The sequence below is a fragment of the Stenotrophomonas sp. G4 genome (assembly GCF_003428825.1).
In the GTDB taxonomy this organism is placed as follows: Bacteria; Pseudomonadota; Gammaproteobacteria; order Xanthomonadales; family Xanthomonadaceae; genus Stenotrophomonas; species Stenotrophomonas indicatrix.
The window spans coordinates 4,023,811-4,044,496 of record NZ_CP031741.1 but is presented as its reverse complement, the minus strand read 5'-3'; the positions used below and the strand labels follow the sequence as shown (position 1 = coordinate 4,044,496).

The window sequence follows — 20,686 nt, the reverse complement described above, 5'->3', positions numbered from 1 at the left end:
CGAGCACGAAGTGCGGCAGACCACCATGCCGCCGGGCATGGCCCGGCGCTACCGGATGGGGTGTTTCGCGGTAGACGCATCCGCGCTTACGCGCTGATGCCGTATTCCTTCAGCTTCTTGCGCAGGGTGGCGCGGTGGATGCCCAGCATCGCCGCCGCGCGGCTCTGGTTGCCTTCGCAGTGGTTGAGCACTTCCACGAACAGTGGAATCTCCATCTCGCGCAGTACGATCTCGTAGACATCGTCCGCATCGCAGCCATCGAGGTCGCGCAGGTAACGGCGCACGGACTGGGCCACATGTTCGCGCAGCGGTGGCCGGGCAGCGCCACGACTGTTGTCAGGACGAGAAAGGACAGCGTTCAAGGGGGTTCCCGATCTGGTTGGTCCATGCACGCGGGGCGCCGGACCGGATGAGGTGATGGCGGTCAGTCTAGCGCGAGCGTGCCCGGCCTGCCACGGCCGGACGGTCAGGCCCAGGTCAAAGGAACTCGAAGGTGAATGCGACCGTGGATGCGGCAGGTTCCTGCACGCGGAAGGCGATGCGTGCGCTTTGACCCGGCTCCAGAGGGGCCGCACCCGGATTTTCGCCGAGGTACTGCGCTGGTGCGAACACGCCGGTGCCGATCACACGACCATCGGCATCGGACAGCGACAGGCGCAGGTCCGGCCAGGCCTGCGGCCAGCGCGCGTCGTTGCGGATGCTGGCCTGGATCTGCAGCACGCCGGGCTGGGCCGGCAACGGGCGGATTTCACGGCTGGTCATGGTCAATGCAGTGGGCTCGCGCCAAGCGGGCAGCTCGCAGCGCAGCACGCTGCACAGCGCACTGATCCACGGCCGGGTACCGGCATCGGCGGCCAGCCGTGCACGGTCGGCAAGCACGCTCTGCAGCAACAGCAGCAGCGCCAGCGCGGCCACCAGCAGCCAATGCCAGCGAGGGGTGGGCAGCGCCCGCGGGCGCACGCCAAGGAAGCTGGGCGCATCGGCGGCGGTGACAACGAGGCCGGGTCTGGCAGTGAAGTCCGGCTCGATGATTGGATCAGCGGCGGCCACCGGTTCTGTTTCGGTTGCCGCCACGATGTCCGTTGCCGGGTCGATGTCCTCGATCACCGGCGCTGCATCGCTCGGCCCCGGTTCGCGCGGTTCCGTGGCTTCAGGCGCGGCATCACGTCCCGGCGCGGTGCGCAGGAACGTGGCCAGGGGACGGCGCGGTGGGTTCGGCTCGGACATGCTCAGGGCGCGGGCTCGGATCCAGCGGTCATTCAACCACGATCAGGCGCGGCGTACGCCGGTGATGCGCATCCAGTCGCCATCCTGGGTGGCCTGCAGGTCGTCGAACCACGCCGCATAGCGCTGCAGCAGTTCGTCTTCCTGGCCATGCAGGATGCCCGACAGGGCGATGCGACCACCGCTGGCGACACGGGCGGCCAGCAGTTCGGCCAGTGCATCCAGCGCGGAGGCCAGGATGTTGGCGACCACGATCGGGTAGGTGGCGACCGGTTCGTCCTGCGGCAGGTACACCTGCATGCGTGCCTGTTCGCCGTTGCGTTCGGCATTGTCGGCGGTGGCGATCAGCGCCTGCGGGTCGTTGTCCACGCCGATGGCCTGGGCGGCACCGAGCTTCAGCGCGGCCAGGGCGAGAATGCCCGAACCACAGCCGAAGTCGAGCACGCGCTGGCCCTGCAGCTGGCCATCAACGGCCAACTGGTCCAGCCAGCGCAGGCACAGCGCGGTGGTCGGGTGGGTGCCCGAGCCGAAGGCCAGGCCCGGGTCGAGGCGCACGATGGCGGCGTCGGTGGCCTGCGCGGCTTCCGGCAGCTCGTGGTTCCACGGCACGATCCAGGTACGGCTGCCGAAGTCCATCGGCTGGAACTGGTCCAGCCACGCGCGCTCCCAGTCTTCGTCTTCCACGGCGCGGAAGCTGCCGTTGCTCCAGTCCAGCTCCGGGTCGAACGCTTCCAGCGCGGCCAGCAGCAGCAAGGCGTTGCTGTCGGCCGGGAACAGCGCGCTGAGCATCAGGGTGTCCCACAGCGGGGTCTCGCCCACGCCGGGTTCGAGGATGGCCTGCTCGTTGCTGGTGTCGGCTTCGGCATCAAGCAGGGTCACCGCCAGCGCGCCCACATCCTCCAGCGCATTCTCATAGCGGGGCTGGGTGGCTTCGGTGCAACGCAGGGTCAGTTCCAGGAACGGCATGGCGGTGAGGGCAATCGCGGGAAAGGGGGCCATGCTAGACCATCGGGGCGTCTCCGTATGCCTTGAGATGAACGAAGCCGGTTCAGACAGGCCTCACGGGCCTTGCTAAACTCGGCGCTTTCCTGTGCGCCGTACCGCCGACCGTTGCCGATGGCCTTCGCCCCGACCCTGAAAACCTGGTTGCTCGTCCTGCCGGCCGTGGCCGTGCTGGGCGTGGCCGGTTATCGGGCCAACGGCCACAGTCGGGCCATGGACGCGCATGTCGACGTGCCGCTGGCCACCCAGGCCGGCGATGCACAGGGCGCGCTGGCACCGGTGATGCCCGAAGCGCTGGCACGCCGCCTCGCGGCTTTCGAACGTGGCACCGCGCTGCCGTCGGGCCTGCCGCTGGATATCCGCGCCGACATCGAAAGTGCCACTGATCTGTACGCCTACGCACAGCGCCTGCGCGTGCAGGCCGACCAGGGCAACCACGAGGCGCGCTGGATGCTCAGCCGGGTCTACGACTACTGCGCGCAGTACGCCGTTGACCCGGGCGGCTACCGGCTGGACAACAACGTGCTGTCCGGCCTCGGCCTGAGTGCAGCGCCGGAGATGGTGGAGGCGCGCGAACGGGTGGCGCAGCGTTGCGGTGGCTTCGTGCCCGGCGACAAGCTGGGGCCGGCACTGGTGATCGGCGAGCGCCGTCGTGCGGCCCAGCAGGGCAACCTGGCGGCCGAAGCGGCACTGTTTGCCGAAGGTGAGCCGCTGCAGGAGGACGAACAGTACCGTCGTGATCTGGTCGAGCGCGTGCGTACCTCGCGCGATCCGGAGGCCTATATGGCGCTGGCGCCGGGCATGGGACTGCGCGCGGCCGGCGACAAGGCGCTGGTCGGGATGGTTGCCGGTGAACAGCTCAGTGAACTGGCATGGCGGGTTGCGGCCTGCGAACTCGGTCTTCCCTGTGGGGCCGACAGCGTGCTGGTCAACAGTTTTTGTGCGAATGGAGGGATCTGTTCGCCGGATGGGACGCAGGACTTCCGTGATTTTGTGTATGACGCCGCGGTTTCGCGGCAAGGTGCGGGGAAAATGAAGGAATGGATCAAGCGATTGATTGGAACGAGGGACGGACGATGAACTACCGTCGATTCCTGCATGGGGCCAAGTTCTGGTTCTGGGTGGTGTTGTTCGTGGCGTACTCGGCCGGTGCCGTGGGCTTGCTGATGATCGACACCTACGAGGACCGTTACCGGCATCTGTCGAAGGTGGAACTGACCTCGGTGAAGGCGCAGGAAGATGTGCGCCGTGCCGGTGCCAGCCAGGTCGCCGCCGTGTACCGCGCGCAGAGTGGCGTGCCGTTCTCGTCGTTGCCGGCCGGCAGCACCTTCCAGGTGGTGTGGCCCGATGGCTCCAGCGAGACCATGGTGATCGTCGATCCGACCTCGCCGAATGGCGTGCGCCCTTTGCCGAATTCGCAGATTCCGGCGACCGCGGCCGACGCGCGCTGACGCCACGCCGGTAGCGCCGGCCCATGCCCGGCGGGTGGGCGGTGGCGATAGAAGGCCGCCGGGCATGGCCCGGCGCTGCCGTAAAAACGCAAAAAGGGCGGGGAAATCCCCGCCCTTTTCGTGTCCGGCGATGGCGCTCTGCCGGTCAGGTCAACGCGATCGGCTTGCTCTTGCGTTCGGCAAGGCGCTTTTCCAGGTAGTGGATGTTCTGGCCACCGGCCTGGAAGCCCTTGTCACGCATGATCCGCTGCTGCAGGGCGATGTTGGTCTTGATGCCATCGACCACCATCTCGCTCAGCGCCACCCGCATGCGGGCGATGGCGGTCTCGCGGTCCGGACCGTGCACGATCAGCTTGCCGATCATCGAGTCGTAGTTCGACGGCACGCGGTAGCCACTGTAGATGTGGGTATCGACGCGTACGCCGGGGCCGCCCGGCGCGTGGAAGCCGGTGATGGTGCCCGGGCTCGGCACGAAGGTTTCGGCATCTTCGGCGTTGATGCGGCACTCGATCGCGTGACCGGTCAGCACCACATCGCTCTGCTTGATCGACAGCTTCTGGCCGGCAGCGATCTTCAGCTGTTCGGCGACCAGGTCGATACCGGTGACCATCTCGGTGACCGGATGTTCCACCTGGATGCGGGTGTTCATTTCGATGAAGTAGAAGCGGCCGTCTTCATACAGGAACTCGAAGGTACCGGCGCCGCGGTAGCCGATGCGGATGCAGGCTTCCACGCACACCTTGCCGATCTGCTCGCGCTGCTCGGCGGTGATGCCCGGTGCCGGCGCTTCCTCGACCACCTTCTGGTGACGACGCTGCATCGAGCAGTCGCGCTCGCCGAGATGGATGGCGTTGCCCTGGCCGTCGGCCAGCACCTGGATCTCCACGTGGCGCGGGTTCTCCAGGAACTTCTCCATGTAGACCTCGCCATTGCCGAACGCGGCCTTGGCCTCGCTCTTGGTGGTCTCGATGGAGGTCTTCAGCGAGGCTTCGGCGTGTACCACGCGCATGCCGCGGCCACCGCCGCCGCCGGCCGCCTTGATGATGACCGGGTAGCCGATCTCACGGGCGATCTTGGTGTTGGCGACGATGTCGTCGCCGAGCGGGCCGCCCGAACCGGGCACGCACGGCACGCCGGCCGACTTCATGGCACGGATCGCTTCGACCTTGTCGCCCATCAGGCGGATGGTGTCTGCCTTCGGGCCGATGAAGATGAAGCCGGACTCTTCCACGCGCTCGGCGAAGTTGGCGTTCTCGGACAGGAAGCCATAACCGGGGTGGATGGCCTGGGCGTCGGTGACCTCGGCCGCGGCGATCAATGCCGGGATGTTGAGGTAGCTTTCCGCCGACGCCGCCGGGCCGATGCAGACCGATTCATCGGCCATGGCCACGTGCTTGAGATTGCGGTCGACCGTGGAGTGCACGGCCACCGTGCGGATGCCCAGGGTGTTGCACGCGCGCAGGATGCGCAGCGCGATTTCCCCTCGGTTGGCGATGACGACTTTGTCGAGCATGGCAGCCGCCCCTTAGCCGATCACGAACAGCGGCTGGTCGAATTCCACCGGCTGGCCGTTCTCGCCGAGGATGGCGACGATGGTGCCCGACGCATCGGCTTCGATCGGGTTGAACATCTTCATCGCTTCGATGATGGCCAGGGTCTCGCCGGCCTTGACCTGCTGGCCGATGCTGACGAACGCCGGCTTGTCCGGTGCGGAGGAGGCGTAGAAGGTGCCGACCATCGGCGAGCGCAGCACGTGGCCTTCCGGCAGCGCGTTGCCCGGCTTGGCGGTGCCGCCGGTGGAGGCTTCGGTCGGCGACTGCATCGGCATGGCCGGGGTGGCCGGCTGGGCAGCGGCCGGAGCGGCCATCATCATCTGCGGCGGGGCCTGCATCATGCCGTAGCCGGACACCGGAGCGCGCGACAGGCGCACCGACTCTTCGCCTTCCTTGATTTCGATTTCAGCCAGGTTCGACTCTTCCAGCAGGTCGATCAGCTTCTTGATTTTGCGGAGATCCATGGTGGCCTCTTTGCTCTTTGATGTCAGTGTGGTGGGAAGCGCGTTGCGCTCGGGTCAAAGCAGTTCGTAGAAGTCGCGCAGCTGCCGGGTGCGGTCGCGCGCGAGGGTGATCAGGCAGCGCATCTGTGCGCCGTTGCGCGCGGTGCCGTCGGAGTTGAGGGCATATACCGCCTGGCAGTCGTGGTCGCGCAGCTGCATCCACGCGCGCTGGGCCAGCACCAGCTGCTGCTCGGCGTCGCCGCAGTAGCTGCAACCGCCGCCGTTGGCCGGCGTACGCAGCTGCCGGCGCGCCTGTGCGTATACGGTGTTGAGTTCGACGTCGGCAGCCGCCGCCACGTCCGAGGCGCACAGGTCGCTCTCCATCGTGGTGGTCGGGTGCGCGCAGTCGATGCCTTCGTCATTGCGGTCGAGCGCGCTGGCAGCGCCGCACAGGCCGGCCCACAGCACAACGCTGGCGAGGACGCGCGACAGGTTCATGATGCGGCGGCAGCCTGCACGCGCGCCAAGGCCGCATCCATCGCATAGCGGTAGCTGTCGGCACCGAAGCCACACACCACGCCTACCGCCTTGTCGCTGAAATAGCTGTGCTGGCGGAAGGGCTCGCGGGTATGCGGGTTGGACAGGTGGATCTCGATGAACGGCACCGCCACCGCCGCCAGCGCATCGCGCAGGGCAACCGAGGTATGGGTGAAGGCGGCCGGGTTGATCAGGATGAAGGCGGTTCCGTCGGTGCGTGCGGCCTGAACGCGATCCACCAGCACGTGCTCGGCGTTGGACTGCAGGCTCTCCAGCACATGACCTGCGGCAGCGGCCTGGGCGGCCAGCGCCTGGTCGATGTCGGCCAGCGTGGTGTGGCCGTAGACCTCCGGCTCGCGGCTGCCGAGCAGGTTGAGGTTGGGGCCATGCAGGACCAGCAGCTTCGCCATGGGATCCGATTGACGGGAAAGGGCGGCAGTCTGGCGGAAGCTGAGGATGCTGTCCAGTTCGGCGAAATTAGTGGTGTTTAAAGCGATCGTTTGAAAGACGCGGTCTTCCGCGTGGTTGCATGGGGTACGGAAGCGGGGACGCTTCCTATAGATAGTAGATAGTGGGAAGCGCGCATGCCCAGCATCCCCTCGGCGTTCGCGGCTTTCCGCACCCGGTGGCCCCATCTGGCCGGGCGCCGTGCTGTCGTGGTGGGGACGCTGCACAGGACGATGTTGCAGAGCCTGCCCCCGCAGAAGACAGTGGGACCGGGTCGCGCCGCCGTGAAGCCCGCTGCCAGGTGACCACTGCGCGGGCAGCGGCCGGGGAGAATGTTTCCATCAGGAGTCCGTGATGAGTGCCGACGCCATCCGAAACCGCCGTGCCGCCTTCAGGGCGCTTCATGCCTCCGGTTGCTTCCTGCTGCCCAATCCATGGGACGTGGGCAGTGCGGTGGCGTTGGCGCGACTGGGTGCCCAGGCACTGGCTACCACCAGTTCCGGCCATGCCTGGGCCCACGGGCAGCCTGACGGGGCGATGGGGCGCAGCGAGATTCTGGCCCACCTGCACGCGATGGTGGCGGCGACCGATCTACCGGTGAACGCCGACTTCGGAGATGGTTTTGGCCGCAGCCCGGAGGCGGTGCACGAAAGCGTGTCGATGGCGATCGCTACCGGTGTGGCCGGCCTGTCGATCGAGGATTCCAGCGGCGATGCGGAGCATCCGCTGCGCAGCATCGAAGACAGCGTGGCCCGGCTGCAGGCCGCGCGGCGCGCCATCGATGACAGCGGGCACGATGTGATGCTGGTGGGGCGCGCGGAAAACTTCTTCGTCGGCCGCCCTGATCTGGACGATACATTGGCCCGCATCCGCGCCTACGCGCAGGCGGGTGCCGACTGTCTGTATGCGCCCGGCATCCGGACCGCAGAGCAGATCCGCGCCGTGGTGGAGGCCGCCGGTGGCAAGCCGGTCAACCTGCTGATCGGTGCGCCCGGCGTGATGACGCTGCAGCAGGCCGCCAGCCTGGGCGTGCGCCGGGTCAGTGTCGGCGGTGCGCTGGCCCGCAGCGCGTGGTCCGGCTTTCTCGACGCCTCCCGGCAGATGCTTGCCCGTGGATCATTCGATGCGCTGCCGGCCACCCCGTCCGGTGCCGAGCTCAACGGGTTGTTCAAGCCGTAGGTGCGTGCAGGCTAGTGCGGCGGCGTCGGCGGGGCGGCCGTCCTGCCGAGTGCTTCGCGCACCGCGCGCTGCAGGCCCTGCACATGGAAGGGTTTGGCCAGGAAGGGCGCGCGCCGATGCCTGACCGGTACCAGCTGGTCATATACCGCTGAAGCGAAAAGGTAGGGGATGCCCAGTTCGAGCAGCCGATCGGCCACAGGAAATACCACGCCATCACGAAGTTCCACGTCCAGCACGGCGCCATCGAAGTGGCCAGTGTCGAGCATGCCCAATGCCTCGAAAACGCTGTTGGCGTGGGCGATTTCGTTGCCTTCGTCGGTCAGGGCCTGTTCCATCAGATCTGCCAGATCGAGCTGGTCTTCCACAAGGAGCAGGCGGGGTAGTGGTGCGGGTCGTTCGTTGTTGCTCTGCATGGTGTGTTGTCGTGCGAATGCTGCGTTGGTCCGGCAAGCATCCGCTTACCGGCATCAAGGCCGTGGCAGCCTGGTGTGGCTGTGATGTGCACAACAGCGACCGCAGCGCGCAACAGCATTCCACCGATGGTGCTGGTGCCGGCTGCAATCGTAGTTACCATTGGTAACTAGCGAACAGCAGAGCCCCATCATGCATACCCATATTGTCGTTGCACATCCTGAACCGGCCTCGCTCACCCACGCCGTCGCTGCACGGATCGGTGAGGCCATCGTCAACGCCGATGCCGGCAATACGGTCACCTCGGTGGATCTGATGGCCGAAGGCTTCGATCCACGTTTCAGCGCCCAGGACCACGCGTTCTTCCGCAGGACCACAACGCTGCCGGCCGATGTCGCCGCCGAGCACGCCCGGCTGGATGCGGCCGACGCGCTGGTGTTGGTCTACCCGCTCTACTGGTGGTCGTTCCCGGCGCTGCTGAAGGGATGGATCGACCGCGTCTTCACCCAGGGCTGGGCCTATGACGAAGGTGCCGACGGCAAGGTGGAAAAAAAGCTGCAGCGGCTGCAGGTGCATCTGGTCGGGCTGGGCGGCGCGGGCCAGCAGATGATCGACCGGCGTGGCTATGGCGCGGCGATGAAGACCCAGATCGACCAGGGCATCTTCGACTACTGCGGGGCGCCGGTGCTGTCCTCCACGCTGCTGCTGGACGCCGACAGCGGCATGGCCGAAGCGCATCTGCAGACGGCAGTGGACATCGGACGTAAGATCGGAACCCCCGCGCCCTGACGATCTCCCTTGCCTTCCAGACCTGACGCGCCCGAGCCCCGTCGCCGCCTGACCCGTGAACAGCGCGCCCGGCAGCTGCTGGACGTGGCGTGGGCGCTGGTTGGCGAAGAGGGCACCGATGCGCTGACCCTGGCCCGCTTGGCCGAGGCGGCCGGTGTGACCAAGCCGCTGGCCTACGACCACTTCGAAACCCGCAACGGCCTGCTGGCCGCGCTGTATGCCGATTATGACCACAAGCAGACCGTGGTCTTCGATGAGCGCATCGGCAGTGCGAAGGCCCGGCTGAAGGATCGCGCGCATGCCATCGCCTCGGGCTACATCGATTGTGTGCTGTCGCAGGGCAGCGAGATCCAGGACATTCTCGCCGCGCTGGCCGGATCACCGGAACTGCGTGCGGTACGCCGTTGCTATCAGCAGGATTTCATCGACAAGTGCGCGCAGTGGCTGGGCCCGTTCGCAGTGGGCGAGGCCGTGCCGGCTACCGGGCTGTGGGCCATTCTCGGTGCCGCCGAAACCCTGTCTGAAGCGGTTGCGGCCGGTGCGGTGGAACACGCGGCTGCCGAGGCCGAGCTGGAGCGCGTGATCGTCGCCATCGTCAAGCGTGGCAGCTGAATCGTGTGGGCGAAGCGGCCTAGAGTTGCTCGACGCTGACTAATGGCAGTGGCACGTCACGCGGCAGGTCCGGCAACAGCTGTCGCAGCAGCTCCGGCATTGCCTGCATGGCGGCACCATCGATGTAGCGCCACTGCGTCCCCCCTGCCGGCCGGATGGCGACCATGAAGGTGAGGCTTTTCACTGTCTGCGCGTCGGCGGTGAATACCGTGGTCCGCGGCACGAAGCAGACTTCTTCGTCGCCGGCAGCGTAGGTACGGGTCGGTTCGCCGACCTCATCGCTGATGACCTTCAGGCCCATGTCGCCGAGTGCCTTCATCGCATCGCGCGCGGCCTTTGCATACGTCGCGTCGCCGCCAGCGAAACGCTTCACGCTCGGATGCGTGCGCTCGATCATGGCATCGGTATCGCCACGCGCGAAGGTGGACAGCAGTGATCGCACATCCTGCTGCAGCGCGTCGGTCTCGGCAGGGCTGAGTTCGCCGGCATGGGTGATTGCAGCGGCGAACATGCAGGACAGCGCAAGCATCCAGCACAACAGTCGTCGATCCATCGGTGGGGGTACTCCTTCGGGCGCTGGACTATAGAGCGCATTGCCCGTGGTGTCTGCCCAGCCTGCCGGTCACGCGCGTTGGGCGTCGGCCATTCCGGCGCTGGCGAAGCCTGCATCAAGCTGCGCACGCACCTGCTCATCGCGCGACGCACGGGAATCTGCACCCAGCACCACGGTGATCAGGCGCAGTGGCAGGGCGTGCCCAGCGCACCTGCGACGGGCGGTAGCGGCCAGGCAGAAGCCGGCCGCCTGTGTGTAACCGGTCTTCAATCCATCCACGCCGTCTTCGCCCAGCAGGGTGTTCTGGTTGGCCTTGTGCAGTGTGTGGTGCGCGAAGCTGCGCTGTGCGGTGATCGCCAGCAGATCAGGGTAGCTGGCGAGCAGGTGCGCGGCGAGCATCGCCATGTCGCGTGCGGTCGACAGATGGCCCGCAGTGGTGATGCCGGACGCGGAGATGAAGTGCGTATCGTGCAGGCCCAGCGCTCGCGCGTGGTCGTTCATGTGGCGTGCGAACGCCGCCTGCGATCCGGCCAGGTGACGGGCCAGGGCGAGCGCGGCATCGTTGCCGGAGACCACCATCAGGCCCTCCAGCAGTCTGCCTACGACGATGCTTTCGCCGGGCACCAGGCCCATCCGTGTTTCATCGTCGGCCACCTCGTGCACGTCGCGCGGATCGATGGTGATCCTGTCCGACCACGAACCGCCCGACTGCGCGAGCAGGTCGTACGCGGTGTAGGCGGTCATCAGCTTGGTCAGCGAGGCCGGCGGTCGTCGCAGATCCGCGTGCTGCTGCTGCAGGATGTCGAGCGAGACGGCATCGATCGTGATCGATGACACGGGCGGGCGAGGGGCGTGCGATGAAGGCATGGTCGCGCAAGCGTAGCCGGAAGTACGCATGCCGTGGGCATTGCCTGCACATCCTGCGAATACCCGCCACGCGATCCTGTGGAAATGGATTCCGACATCCGCATCGATGGCCGCGTGTTCGCCTACGTCTTTCCCTGTGCCTGGGAGGACTACGCGAAGATCGGCTTCTCGCGCGATCCGCTGGGCCGGATCAGTGCGCTGCATCGGCGCTGGTTCGAGTTCTTCGATCTGGAAGCAGGCGCGCTGGTCGAGGCGGAATCAGAGCGGGATGCGCGTGACCTGGAACTGCACTTGCGGCGGCCCTTCAAGCTGCATCGTGCGCCGGCACCGATGACGGTGCAGGACAAGGCCGGTGGGCACACCGAGTGGGTGCGCGGGGCCAACGCTGCATTGGCCGCGGCTGTGCAAGCGCTGGCGCAGCAGGGCTATCACACCTATCCGCTGCGGCTGTGGCTGCGGGCTGCAATGGTCCAGCGCCTGGACCGGCTGCATGACTGGGCTGCAGTGCAGGTGCCGGAAGAGGAAAGCCTGCGTTCGCCCGTCGGCGTGGCCGCACTGCGCGACGCCATCGATGCGTATCGCGCGCTCGCTATCGATCCGCAGCCGTGGTTGCCCGAGCACCTGCAGCACGGGTGGTGACACTGCCCGGGGCGGCCGGGGTGTTGCCCGGACGGGGTGCCCGGCGTGCATCGGGCGCTGCGGGAACGGGACTGGCCAGGCGTTGGGCCAGGGCAACGTTGGTCACGTGACCCTGCAGGAACAACAGACCGCTGAAGATGTTCATGATCGTGCCTCCACTTGAGTGGAATGCACGATACGGGCAGCATGGCGGCGCAAAAAGCGACATTTCCGCAAGGCCGACTTGAGAGGAATTCAAGGCTTATGTCCCGCCCACCGCTGCATGCCCTGCAGGGCTTCGTCGCTGCCGCACGCCTGGGCAACCTGTCCCGCGCCGCCGCGTCGATGAACCTGACGGTCAGTGCGCTCAGCCATCAGATGCGCCAGCTCGAGGAACGCCTGGGCCAGCCGCTGCTGATTCGGCAGGCACGCGGTGTGGCCTTGACCCTGGAAGGGCAGCGCCTGCTGGATCAGATCGGCCCCCACCTGGATGCGATCAACGAAGCCTTCCAGCCCTACGCCGCGCGACCGGAGCATGTGCTCACCCTCAGCGCCGTGCCGTCGATGGCCAGCGCCTGGCTGGTGCCACGCCTGGGCAACTTCGTGGCGGCGCATCCGCAGATCGAAATCAATCTGCAGTCGAGCGAGCGACTGATCGACTTCGACCGGCAACTGCAGTTCGATGCAGCGCTGCGGCTGGGCAGTGGACAATGGCCGGGGCTGGTGGTGGAACCGTTGTTCGACGAATGGCTGCTGCCCATGGCCAGCCCGGCACTGATCGAGCGCATGGGCGGCATCGGCCACCTGCCGTTGGCACAGTGGCCGCTGCTGGGAGACCCCGACGGCGCGTGGGGTGCATGGTTCGCGCTGACCGGGCAGCGCCCGCCGGCGCGGTACGTGGCGGTGCTGGATGATTCCGAAGCCCACCATCGCGCCGCACTGGATGGCGTCGGTGTTGCGCTGGGACGGGTGACGCGGGCGCGGCTGCTGCTGGATTCCGGCCAGTTGGTTGCGTTGTCGGACCGGCGCCTGAAAACCGCATGGCCGCATTGGCTGGTGTATCCGCAGCGCTCGGTGCGGCACCGTGGTTTCCTGGCCTTCCGCGAATGGTTGCACGCCCAGGCGGCCGAGCACGTGCGGCACATGCAGGCCGCAGACGCGGGGTAGCGCCACGCGGGCAGGCGCGACGCCATGGAGTGCGCGTCACCGCAACAGCGTGACTGCCTGCCCGGCACGCGCGAAGGCCTCGCCCAGCAGCGGCCCGGCCTTGATCGCCTGCACTTCCGCGAACAGTGCCTGCAACGCCGCTACGGGTCGAGAGATGGGCGCGGCGACCGCCTGCTGGATGACGGTGAAGCGATCGGCCAGCACGCGATGGCCGGGATGTGCCTGCGCCCAGGCCAGCAGGGGCTGGCGTACGCCGGCCGCTGCATCCAGCCGCTGCTGGTCGAACAGGGTGATGGCTGCGGCCGAGGTATCGGCACGTTCAATCGTCGCGTGCCGCAGCTCACGGCTGAGGAACAGATCGTAGGCGGCGCCGCGTCCCACCGCGATACGCAGCCCGTTGCGATCAAGGTCTGCAACCCGTTGCGCTGGACTGTCATCGCGCACCAGATAGGTGCCTTCGATCTCCACATACGGCGCGCTGAAGGCAATGCGGTCGGCACGTGCCGGGTCCACCGCCAGGAAGGCCAGATCCCATGCATCGTCGCTCGCCGCTGCAACCACTGATGCGGCCGCGTCGTGGCAACTGAAGCGTGCCTGCACACCCAGCCGCTGTGCCAGCGCGGTGGCCAGTTCCACCGACGGCCCACGCGGTGAATTGGCGTCGCCCTGGGCCAGCACCGGGTTGCCCAGGTTAATGGCAACGCGCAGGTGGCCCAAGGGGGCCAGGGCATGACGGTGATCGGCCAGGGACATGGGCGCTTCCAGTACGGTGGCAGGCTGTCCAGCATGCCAGTCGGGGCCGTATCGTGCAGTGCACAGGGCTGCGATGCTGCCTTTCATCCACCTGCACGCCGAGCACGATCACCATGAATCCCATCCTGCATGTTGAAGTTCCGGTCGCCGATCTCGGCCGCGCCGTGGCGTTCTACGAGCACTGGCTGCAGGTGCGTATCGAAGCGCCGATCGACCTGCATGACTGCCGGATGGCCTACCTGTCGTTCAACGACGCCGCCGCAGGTGCCAGCATGGCGCTGGTACACGGCGCCGACTACGTGCCGTCGGAGCAGGGGCCGCGCCTCTACCTGGGCGTGGACGATCTGGATCGGAGCCTGCAGCGTGCCCTGCAGGCCGGCGCGGTGCTGTGCTTTGGCCCGGCCGTGGCCGGTGGCCGGTGGCTGGCGGGTAGCCGAGATCCGCGACAGCGAGGGCAACCGGATTGCTCTGCAGGCACCCGTCAACCCATAGCGGCAAGGACGGCCGCCGAACATGGCGTGGCGCTACACGGACGTGGCCCGTGATCGCTGCAGCCAGTCGGCGATGGCCGGATCCAACCGCGGATCGTCGGGGAGGCGCATGCCGAAGCCCTGCTGCAGCACCTCGCGCACATCCTGCACATCACGCAGCGGGCGCTTGGCCGGCGCCTGGCCCGGGCGGTATTCGGTGTAGTTGCCGCTGCCGATGGTGCGTCGCCAGTCCGGCCCGGTCAGTGATGCACGCAGCTGGCCGGGAAAGCTCGACTGCGGATGCGTGCACACGTACCAGTTGCCTACCTCGTTGTCGATCGGCGCCGGTGGCTGCAGGTCGAAGCGGTACAGCGCCCGCCAGTCATCCCCCGCCTCGGCGGTGAGCATGAAGTCGCCATCATCCAGCGTCTGCACGCGGTAACGCTCGTGCGGTGTGTCCTGCACTGCGGTCTCGTGCAGGCGCAGCGGTACGGTCGGGGTCAGGCTGCCGAAGCCGGTATCGACCAGCCAATCCTCTTCCTGCAGACGCACCCGCAGGAGCAGATGCGTACGCGCAGTCAGCTCGCCCTCGGTGGCCGACAGCAGCACCCGTGCACTCAGTGGCTGCGCATCGAAGCCCAAGGCCTGCAGCAGCGCCAGGAACGCGCCATTGAGTTCGAAGCAGTAACCGCCGCGCTGCGCGTGCAGCAGCTTGTGCTGGACGCTGTCCAGGTCGATCGCCACCGCGTCGCGCAGCAGGCTGGTCAGGGTTTCGAACGGCAGCAGGGCATTGTGGCGCTGCTGCAGCAGGGTCAGCCCGGCCAGGGTGAGCGGGGGCGGGGCATCCAGCTGCAGGCGCTGCAGGTAGCGGGGGACGTCGATGGGCATGGCAGGCATCACGGGCAGGGGCCTCCACTGTGATACCGCAACCGGGGTTGAGGTCAAGCGCATCCCGCCGGTGTCATCCCCCGGTCGCCTACGGCCGGTACAACAGCGACAACTGCCCGCCACTGGTGGCGGGAATCAATCCGGGGCTAAAGTTCTGCTGCAACCGGTCGATACAGGTGCGTCCTTCCGCCTGGAGTCTGTCATGCCGGCCGTCGTTTCCCACCTTCGGTCCCTGCGTAGCCGCGTTGCCGGGTTGCGTTTCCGTTTCCCTGGCCTGCTGCGCTGGTTGCAGCCCCATCGGCTGAGCGTCGCCGACAAGCTCAAGGCGACCCTGCTGGTCTGCAGCCTGGGCCTGGTGGCCATCGCCGCCGTCCATGCCTGGACCAGCCATGCGAGCACGCAGGCGGCGCGGGATCAGGCCAGCTACCAGCACGGCAGTGACCGCGTCGCTTCGCTGGCAGCGCGGGTGGCCGAGGCCCGGCGCCTGCAGACCCAGTATGCGCGAAGTTTCGACGATGCCGACCGCAGCCAGCTGCTGACCACGCAACGGATGTTGAAGCAGGATCTGCAGGCGTTGCGTGCAATGCCGATGGATGCGGGGCGGCGCAAGGTGCTGCGGGCGATGACTGAAGCCGTCGACGCATTCTCACAGGGCATCGCCGCGTTGTTCGAGCGGGTCGATGAGATGGGGCGCGGCGACGCAGGCCTGGCCGCGCAGCTGCAGCAGTCCGCCGACGCACTGCAGGCACAGGTGGACGCGCTGGAGCGCCCTGCGCTTTCCCTGCATGTACAGCGGATGCGGCGCCAGGAAGCGCTGCTGCTGCTCGATGGCGATTCCACCCACGCCGATCGCGCCAGCGAAGAAAAGCTGCCCTTCGATCTGGCATTGGCGGGCCTGCCAGCCGAGGTGCAGGAGCACGTGCGCACGGGCATGGAGGCCTACCAGGCCGCGCTGCTGGGCTATACCGCCGCGCGTGTCGGTTTGGATGTGGAAGCACAGTCGCTGCTCGAGACGGCGGCAGCCGTGGGCCCGGCACTGGCCGCATTCCAGCAGGCGCAAAGTGTGGCCCTGGCCCAGGCGCAGCTTCGTCAGCAGTCGGGCGCACGGATGGCCAGCGTGCTGTTCGTGGCCACCCTGCTGCTGGTGGCCGGTGTGCTGATCACCAGCCTGGTGCTGGTCGTCCGCGCGGTGCGTCGACCGATCCAGGATACCCTGCGTTTCGCCGGCGATATCGCCGATGATCGGCTCGACACCACGCTGCGCGTGCACAACGCCAACGATGAGATCGGCCAGCTTGCGCAGTGCCTGGTCGACATGCAGCAACGCCTGCGTGCGCGGATCGAAACCGAGCGCGCGGTTGCGCGCGGCAACACGCGCGTGCGGCAAGCGCTGGACAGCGCGCAGACCGGCTTGATGGTGGTCGACGCGGAAGGGCAGGTGGCCTACGCCAATCCAGCGCTGCTGCAGCTGCTGGATCTTCCCGCAGAGACGTTGCTTGGCAGCGACGCGGTCCGCCTGCACCCGGTACTGGCGGGGCTGATTGGTGTCCGTCAGCGCGAAGAGCGCGAGATCGGCCACGCCGGCACCCGCTACCAGCTGATCGCCAACGCCATCGTCGAGGACGACCACTTCCTCGGCGTGGCAGTGGAATGGCGCAGCCGCGCGCTGGAGACACTGCTGGAAACCGAAGTGGCGGCACTGGTCGACGCGGCGGCGCATGGCGAGCTGCAGGGGCGCATCGTACTGGAGGGCAAGCAAGGCTTCGTGCGCACGCTGTCGACCAGCATCAATCGCCTGCTGTCCACCTTCGAGGCCAACCTCGGCGATCTGCAGGCGCTGCTGGCCGCACTGGCACGCGGCGACCTGAGCGTGCGCCTGGAGGGCGACCTGCAGGGCGTGTTTGCCCGCATGCGTGACGATGCCAACGCCACGGTCGCGCAGCTGGGCCACATCGTCACCCGCATCCAGCAGGCCACCGTCCGTCTGGATGTGGGGGTGGGTGAAATCGTCGCCGGCCATCACGATCTTTCCCAGCGCACGGAACAGCAGGCCGCCAACCTGGAAGAAACCGCTGCATCGATGCATGAACTGACCGATACCGTCGGCCGCAACGCCGATGCGACGGAACGCGCCGATGGACTGGTACGTGAGGCCGCCCGGGTTGCCGAGCGCGGCGGCGCCGCGGTCGGCCAGGTGGTGGCCACCATGCAGGGCATCAGTGCGGCGTCGCGGCGCATCGGTGACATCATCCAACTGATCGACGGCATCGCCTTCCAGACCAATATCCTGGCCCTCAACGCGGCAGTGGAGGCCGCGCGTGCAGGCGAGCAGGGCCGAAGCTTCGCGGTGGTGGCGGCCGAAGTGCGCTTGCTGGCCCAGCGCAGTGCCGATGCGGCCAAGCAGATCAAGGGGTTGATCGAGGATTCGGTGACGCGGGTCGACCAGGGCAGTACGCAGGCCGAGCAGGCGGGTACGACGATGGACGAGATCGTCAGCAGCGTGCAGCAGTTGGCCGGCCTGCTGGCCGGTATCCGCGGTGCCTCGCACGACCAGCATGCGGGCATTGCCCAGGTGAACCAGACCGTCTTACAGATGGAGGCCAGCACGCAGCGCAATGCGAGCCTGGTGGAAGAAGCCGGCGCCTCGACTGCGCAGATGCAGACCCAGGTGCGCGCGCTGGCCGAAGCGGTGGCCGCGTTCCGGCTGCAGCCAGAGCGCCGGTCACGGGCGGCGGCGTGATGGCCTGATCGCCTTCGCCAGGCATGGCCCGGTGCTACCGTTGAAACCCATGACGGGTAGCGCCGGGCCATGCCCGGCGAACGGATTCAATACACGTCGCGCCGGTAGCGCCCGCTCTCCAGCAGCAGTTCCACCCTTTCATCGCCCAGTGCCTCGCGCAGCACCTGGTCCACGCCTTCGGCCATGCCGTGCAGCGATCCACACACATGGATCACTGCACCTCGTGCCAACCACGCCTGCAGTTCATCTGTCGCAGCGCGCAATCGATGCTGTACGTAGCTGCCATCGTCCACATCACGCGAATAGGCCTGATCCAAGCGCAGCAGATGCCCGTCAGCCTGCCACCGGATGATCTCGTCGGCGAACAGGAAATCGTGCGCGCGCTGACGCTCGCCGAACAGCAGCCAGTGACCGTGCTCGCCCTGGTGCGCGGCTTCGCGCAGCAGGCTGCGCAGGCCGGCGATGCCCGTGCCGTTGCCGATCAGCAGCATCGGCGCGCCCGGCTGCCGATGGAAGCCCGGGTTGCGATGCACGCGGGCCGCTATCGCACCGTCCAGCGGCGCATGCAGGGCCAGCCAGCCCGAGCCCAGTCCTGCGCGGCCTGCTGCGTCGTGGACCAGCCGCACCACCAGCTCCACTTCGCCATCGGCGGCGCATGAGGCGATCGAGTACTCACGCCCAGGCAGTGACGGCAGGCCCGACAACCACAGGCCTGCATCCTGCACCTGCAACGCACGGCCGGCTTCGGGCAGCACGCGTTCGCTGGCCAGTTCCAGCAGGGTCTTCGCAACGCCATCGATCAGCTGTGGCTGCTGGGGATCCAGGCCATGCGCGCGCAGTACCGCGCTGGCATGCATCGCGTCGTGGCGGGGCGCGATGTGCAGGATGTCGCCGGCCTGCCAATCGACATCGGCCGGCGGTGCCAGGCGGATCTTCCAGATCTGGCCGCCGACGCTGCCAGCGTTGAGCAGGGTGCGGCCGAGCAGGCGCCAGCCGTGCATCACTGTGGCGGCCGGCAACACGCTGTCGTCGGTGTCGATGCCAGTCAGTGCGGTCAGCTGCAGCTGCCACTGGCGCAGCGCCACCACCGAAGCAGCATCGACGTCGATGCGGGCGAACAAGGGTTGCGCACCCGAGCGCGTCAACCAGTCGTCGATCTGCACGCCGAATCCGCAGAACTGCGCGTACTGGTGATCACCCAGCGCGAGCATGCCGTAACGCAGCCCGGAAAGGTCCGGAAGCTGTGCCAGCAACTGGCGCGCGCTGCGCCGTGCGTTGTCCGGTGGTTCGCCATCACCGAAGGTGCTGAGCACGAACAGCGCTTGCGTGGAGGCCTGCAGCTGCGTGGCAGCTACGCGCGCAAGCGGCAGTACCTGCACCGCGTGGCCGGCCGCCTGCAGCTGCGCCGCCGCACGCCAGGCCAACTGTTCGGCCAGGCCGCTCTGGCTGGCATGCACCACCAGCCACGGCGTGCCCGCGGCATGGGGTGCTGCTGCCGGCACGGTCTGCCGCAGCGCGCGGGCGGCACGCTGGCCGCGGCGGCGGTCCAGGTACAACAGCCAGCCGGTAACGAAGAACAGGCACATGCCCAGGCTGCTGAGCATCACCACGATGCGCCCGGGCATGCCGAAGAAGCTGCCCGAGTGCAGGGCGAACATGCTGGTGGTGAGCTGGCCGCCGGCACCCTGGCGCGCGTAGGGGCGCGCGTCGAGGACCGCGCCGGTGGCCGGGTCGAGCTGCAGCAGGTCATGTGCGCGGTCGTGATGGCCGCCCCGTTGTGCGGGATCTGCCGACATCACCCGTACGTTGAGCGCTTGACCGGGCTTCTCCGGCAGGCGCAGGTCGATGAAGCCCTGGCGCACGCCGGGCAGTGCATACAGCGTGGCCTCGACCTTGTGCAGATCCAGGGGCTGATCCGTGGCGACCTTGTGCTTGGCGGGAGGCGCAACACCCAGCAGCTGGGTCAGCCCGTTGCGATACCAGTCGAACGACCACCACAACCCGGTCAGTGCGCTCATCAGGTAGATCAGCAGCACCCAGGTGCCGATCACCGAATGCAGGCTCCACAGGAAGCCCCGGCCCTTGCGCGCCCATTCCACCACCAGCCAGCTGCGCCAGTGCCACCAGCGGCGTGGCCAGCGCAGGTACAGCCCGGACAGGGTGAAGAACAACAGCGCGATCGCACAGCTGCCGGTGATCCACGAGCCGCGCTCGCCGGCGACCAGGTGGCGGTGCAGGTCCTCGACGAAATCGAAGAAGGCCTGGCCGCGCAGTGCGCTGAAGCGGGCGCCGCTGTAGGGATCGAAATAGACCCAGTGGTCCTTGCCGCCGGCAAAGCGTGCCACCGACGGCCGCTGGCCGCTGGCATCCACCCGCAGGCGCTGCAGCGGCCGCTCGCTGCCTGCCTGCAGCAACGGCACCAGCTCGCTCAGGGCGAGCGGCTGCTGGTTGTCGGCATGGTGCTCGGCGATCTCGGCGAAGCCGGGATTGGCCGCGCGCAGCAGTTCATCCTCGAACGACAGGACTGCGCCGCTCAGGCCCATCACGGCCAGGATGGCACCTGCGCTGATGCCCAGCAGCCAGTGCAGTTGGAAGAGGACGTTCTTGAACATCGGGATCGAGGGCCGTAGAGGCTGCCGCCCGCATCCTGCGCAACAGCAAATGAGAATTAATCTCGTAATTCTCCGGGGCGCGGGCCGCTGCGGTCAAGGAGGGTTTGCCGGCAGGGCTGCGCCCTGCACCCGCCGTAGTGCCGGCCGCTGGCCGGCAACCTCAACAGCAACAGCAACAGCAACAGCAGAAGCTGGGTTCCTGAGAGTGGGCGGGGTGGGTCCGGTTGCGGGGCCGCTGCAAGTACGTCCATGTAAGCTCGGTCGCCGCATCCATGCGGCTCACGCCCCGCAACCGGACCCACCCCGCCTTCGACAGTTGTCCGCGACCTGTCGGGACGGCGTTCTGTGATGCTCTTGGTGGGTGTCGACC

22 protein-coding genes are annotated in these 20,686 nt (G+C 67.5%); 9 read left to right on the top strand and 13 right to left on the bottom strand.

All coding sequences use genetic code 11. The features are described 5' to 3' along the window. Positions 1-86: 86 nt before the first annotated feature. The 3 genes from fis to prmA form a co-directional block, all read right to left on the bottom strand. Positions 87-362: a DNA-binding transcriptional regulator Fis gene (gene fis, locus D0Y85_RS18535; protein WP_006397198.1), complete on the bottom strand. Its 276-nt coding sequence runs from the start codon at positions 360-362 to the stop codon at positions 87-89. A gap of 115 nt (positions 363-477) precedes the next feature. After that, positions 478-1,227: a DUF3426 domain-containing protein gene (locus D0Y85_RS18530; protein WP_117311551.1), complete on the bottom strand. Its 750-nt coding sequence runs from the start codon at positions 1,225-1,227 to the stop codon at positions 478-480. 42 nt (positions 1,228-1,269) lie between these two features. Then, positions 1,270-2,190 (bottom strand): 50S ribosomal protein L11 methyltransferase, encoded by a 921-nt coding sequence (gene prmA / locus D0Y85_RS18525; RefSeq protein WP_117311991.1) that lies wholly within the window; start codon positions 2,188-2,190, stop codon positions 1,270-1,272. Positions 2,191-2,340: 150 nt separating this feature from the next. Here prmA and D0Y85_RS18520 point away from each other — a divergent pair, with 150 nt between their 5' ends. Both D0Y85_RS18520 and D0Y85_RS18515 read left to right on the top strand, forming a co-directional pair. After that, complete coding sequence (locus D0Y85_RS18520) at positions 2,341-3,306, top strand: hypothetical protein (protein WP_117311550.1); 966 nt, start codon at positions 2,341-2,343, stop codon at positions 3,304-3,306. Then, the gene (locus D0Y85_RS18515; RefSeq protein WP_093818147.1) at positions 3,303-3,677 is read left to right on the top strand and encodes a hypothetical protein; all 375 of its coding nucleotides are present in this window, start codon (positions 3,303-3,305) and stop codon (positions 3,675-3,677) included. Before D0Y85_RS18520 ends, D0Y85_RS18515 begins: the two co-directional genes overlap by 4 nt. Before the next feature lie 145 nt (positions 3,678-3,822). Here D0Y85_RS18515 and accC read toward each other — a convergent pair whose 3' ends face one another. The 4 genes from accC to aroQ are packed head-to-tail and all read right to left on the bottom strand — an operon-like array spanning position 3,823 to position 6,620. After that, positions 3,823-5,190 carry an acetyl-CoA carboxylase biotin carboxylase subunit gene (gene accC / locus D0Y85_RS18510; protein ID WP_025878627.1) on the bottom strand — a complete coding sequence of 456 codons (1,368 nt, stop codon included), beginning with the start codon at positions 5,188-5,190 and terminating at the stop codon, positions 3,823-3,825. 12 nt (positions 5,191-5,202) lie between these two features. Further along, positions 5,203-5,694 carry an acetyl-CoA carboxylase biotin carboxyl carrier protein gene (gene accB, locus D0Y85_RS18505; RefSeq protein WP_025878628.1) on the bottom strand — a complete coding sequence of 164 codons (492 nt, stop codon included), beginning with the start codon at positions 5,692-5,694 and terminating at the stop codon, positions 5,203-5,205. Between the two features lie 54 nt (positions 5,695-5,748). Further along, positions 5,749-6,171, bottom strand: a complete 423-nt coding sequence (locus D0Y85_RS18500; RefSeq protein WP_117311549.1) for a lysozyme inhibitor LprI family protein — start codon at positions 6,169-6,171, stop codon at positions 5,749-5,751. Continuing rightward, positions 6,168-6,620: a type II 3-dehydroquinate dehydratase gene (gene aroQ / locus D0Y85_RS18495; protein ID WP_117311548.1), complete on the bottom strand. Its 453-nt coding sequence runs from the start codon at positions 6,618-6,620 to the stop codon at positions 6,168-6,170. The genes D0Y85_RS18500 and aroQ overlap by 4 nt, the downstream gene beginning before the upstream one ends. A 388-nt stretch (positions 6,621-7,008) precedes the next feature. Between aroQ and D0Y85_RS18490 the strand changes: the two genes are divergently transcribed. After that, positions 7,009-7,836 carry an isocitrate lyase/phosphoenolpyruvate mutase family protein gene (locus tag D0Y85_RS18490; protein WP_205420715.1) on the top strand — a complete coding sequence of 276 codons (828 nt, stop codon included), beginning with the start codon at positions 7,009-7,011 and terminating at the stop codon, positions 7,834-7,836. An 11-nt stretch (positions 7,837-7,847) separates the two neighbouring features. On the opposite strand, the gene D0Y85_RS18485 is transcribed toward D0Y85_RS18490, so the two are convergent. Then, positions 7,848-8,249, bottom strand: a complete 402-nt coding sequence (locus D0Y85_RS18485; RefSeq protein WP_117311546.1) for a response regulator — start codon at positions 8,247-8,249, stop codon at positions 7,848-7,850. 190 nt (positions 8,250-8,439) lie between these two features. Between D0Y85_RS18485 and D0Y85_RS18480 the strand changes: the two genes are divergently transcribed. Beyond that, positions 8,440-9,036 carry an NAD(P)H-dependent oxidoreductase gene (locus D0Y85_RS18480; RefSeq protein WP_117311545.1) on the top strand — a complete coding sequence of 199 codons (597 nt, stop codon included), beginning with the start codon at positions 8,440-8,442 and terminating at the stop codon, positions 9,034-9,036. A gap of 48 nt (positions 9,037-9,084) precedes the next feature. Beyond that, positions 9,085-9,648, top strand: a complete 564-nt coding sequence (locus tag D0Y85_RS18475) for a TetR/AcrR family transcriptional regulator (protein WP_117311990.1) — start codon at positions 9,085-9,087, stop codon at positions 9,646-9,648. Positions 9,649-9,667: 19 nt separating this feature from the next. On the opposite strand, the gene D0Y85_RS18470 is transcribed toward D0Y85_RS18475, so the two are convergent. Both D0Y85_RS18470 and D0Y85_RS18465 read right to left on the bottom strand, forming a co-directional pair. After that, complete coding sequence (locus D0Y85_RS18470) at positions 9,668-10,201, bottom strand: hypothetical protein (protein WP_117311544.1); 534 nt, start codon at positions 10,199-10,201, stop codon at positions 9,668-9,670. A gap of 69 nt (positions 10,202-10,270) precedes the next feature. Then, a complete protein-coding gene (locus D0Y85_RS18465; protein WP_117311543.1) occupies positions 10,271-11,068 on the bottom strand; it encodes a D-alanyl-D-alanine carboxypeptidase family protein in 798 nt (265 codons plus the stop codon). Between the two features lie 84 nt (positions 11,069-11,152). Here D0Y85_RS18465 and D0Y85_RS18460 point away from each other — a divergent pair, with 84 nt between their 5' ends. Both D0Y85_RS18460 and D0Y85_RS18450 read left to right on the top strand, forming a co-directional pair. Beyond that, on the top strand, positions 11,153-11,707 hold the full coding sequence (locus tag D0Y85_RS18460) for a GIY-YIG nuclease family protein (RefSeq protein WP_117311542.1): 555 nt from the start codon (positions 11,153-11,155) through the stop codon (positions 11,705-11,707). A gap of 243 nt (positions 11,708-11,950) precedes the next feature. Beyond that, positions 11,951-12,853, top strand: coding sequence for a LysR substrate-binding domain-containing protein (locus D0Y85_RS18450; RefSeq protein WP_032976453.1), 903 nt, complete (start codon positions 11,951-11,953; stop codon positions 12,851-12,853). Positions 12,854-12,889: 36 nt separating this feature from the next. On the opposite strand, the gene D0Y85_RS18445 is transcribed toward D0Y85_RS18450, so the two are convergent. After that, positions 12,890-13,606 (bottom strand): transporter substrate-binding domain-containing protein, encoded by a 717-nt coding sequence (locus tag D0Y85_RS18445; protein WP_100436982.1) that lies wholly within the window; start codon positions 13,604-13,606, stop codon positions 12,890-12,892. Positions 13,607-13,719: 113 nt separating this feature from the next. Between D0Y85_RS18445 and D0Y85_RS18440 the strand changes: the two genes are divergently transcribed. After that, the gene (locus D0Y85_RS18440; RefSeq protein ID WP_240329282.1) at positions 13,720-14,151 is read left to right on the top strand and encodes a VOC family protein; all 432 of its coding nucleotides are present in this window, start codon (positions 13,720-13,722) and stop codon (positions 14,149-14,151) included. Here the strand turns inward: D0Y85_RS18440 and D0Y85_RS18435 are convergent. Continuing rightward, the gene (locus tag D0Y85_RS18435) at positions 14,131-14,964 is read right to left on the bottom strand and encodes an arylamine N-acetyltransferase (RefSeq protein WP_117311989.1); all 834 of its coding nucleotides are present in this window, start codon (positions 14,962-14,964) and stop codon (positions 14,131-14,133) included. The two genes, D0Y85_RS18440 and D0Y85_RS18435, sit on opposite strands and share 21 nt — an antisense overlap. Before the next feature lie 202 nt (positions 14,965-15,166). Here D0Y85_RS18435 and D0Y85_RS18430 point away from each other — a divergent pair, with 202 nt between their 5' ends. After that, positions 15,167-17,704 (top strand): methyl-accepting chemotaxis protein, encoded by a 2,538-nt coding sequence (locus D0Y85_RS18430; protein ID WP_117311540.1) that lies wholly within the window; start codon positions 15,167-15,169, stop codon positions 17,702-17,704. An 86-nt stretch (positions 17,705-17,790) separates the two neighbouring features. On the opposite strand, the gene D0Y85_RS18425 is transcribed toward D0Y85_RS18430, so the two are convergent. Then, the gene (locus D0Y85_RS18425) at positions 17,791-20,316 is read right to left on the bottom strand and encodes a sulfite reductase flavoprotein subunit alpha (RefSeq protein ID WP_117311539.1); all 2,526 of its coding nucleotides are present in this window, start codon (positions 20,314-20,316) and stop codon (positions 17,791-17,793) included. Positions 20,317-20,686 lie beyond the last annotated feature (370 nt).

Coding starts and splice junctions, on each gene's coding strand:
- D0Y85_RS18530 (WP_117311551.1), bottom strand. CDS start 1,227: ATGTCCGAGCCGAACCCACCGCGCCGTCCCCTGGCCACGTTCCTGCGC.
- prmA (WP_117311991.1), bottom strand. CDS start 2,190: ATGCCGTTCCTGGAACTGACCCTGCGTTGCACCGAAGCCACCCAGCCC.
- D0Y85_RS18520 (WP_117311550.1), top strand. CDS start 2,341: ATGGCCTTCGCCCCGACCCTGAAAACCTGGTTGCTCGTCCTGCCGGCC.
- D0Y85_RS18515 (WP_093818147.1), top strand. CDS start 3,303: ATGAACTACCGTCGATTCCTGCATGGGGCCAAGTTCTGGTTCTGGGTG.
- accC (WP_025878627.1), bottom strand. CDS start 5,190: ATGCTCGACAAAGTCGTCATCGCCAACCGAGGGGAAATCGCGCTGCGC.
- accB (WP_025878628.1), bottom strand. CDS start 5,694: ATGGATCTCCGCAAAATCAAGAAGCTGATCGACCTGCTGGAAGAGTCG.
- D0Y85_RS18500 (WP_117311549.1), bottom strand. CDS start 6,171: ATGAACCTGTCGCGCGTCCTCGCCAGCGTTGTGCTGTGGGCCGGCCTG.
- aroQ (WP_117311548.1), bottom strand. CDS start 6,620: ATGGCGAAGCTGCTGGTCCTGCATGGCCCCAACCTCAACCTGCTCGGC.
- D0Y85_RS18485 (WP_117311546.1), bottom strand. CDS start 8,249: ATGCAGAGCAACAACGAACGACCCGCACCACTACCCCGCCTGCTCCTT.
- D0Y85_RS18480 (WP_117311545.1), top strand. CDS start 8,440: ATGCATACCCATATTGTCGTTGCACATCCTGAACCGGCCTCGCTCACC.
- D0Y85_RS18470 (WP_117311544.1), bottom strand. CDS start 10,201: ATGGATCGACGACTGTTGTGCTGGATGCTTGCGCTGTCCTGCATGTTC.
- D0Y85_RS18465 (WP_117311543.1), bottom strand. CDS start 11,068: ATGCCTTCATCGCACGCCCCTCGCCCGCCCGTGTCATCGATCACGATC.
- D0Y85_RS18460 (WP_117311542.1), top strand. CDS start 11,153: ATGGATTCCGACATCCGCATCGATGGCCGCGTGTTCGCCTACGTCTTT.
- D0Y85_RS18450 (WP_032976453.1), top strand. CDS start 11,951: ATGTCCCGCCCACCGCTGCATGCCCTGCAGGGCTTCGTCGCTGCCGCA.
- D0Y85_RS18445 (WP_100436982.1), bottom strand. CDS start 13,606: ATGTCCCTGGCCGATCACCGTCATGCCCTGGCCCCCTTGGGCCACCTG.
- D0Y85_RS18440 (WP_240329282.1), top strand. CDS start 13,720: ATGAATCCCATCCTGCATGTTGAAGTTCCGGTCGCCGATCTCGGCCGC.
- D0Y85_RS18435 (WP_117311989.1), bottom strand. CDS start 14,964: ATGCCCATCGACGTCCCCCGCTACCTGCAGCGCCTGCAGCTGGATGCC.
- D0Y85_RS18430 (WP_117311540.1), top strand. CDS start 15,167: ATGCCGGCCGTCGTTTCCCACCTTCGGTCCCTGCGTAGCCGCGTTGCC.
- D0Y85_RS18425 (WP_117311539.1), bottom strand. CDS start 20,316: ATGTTCAAGAACGTCCTCTTCCAACTGCACTGGCTGCTGGGCATCAGC.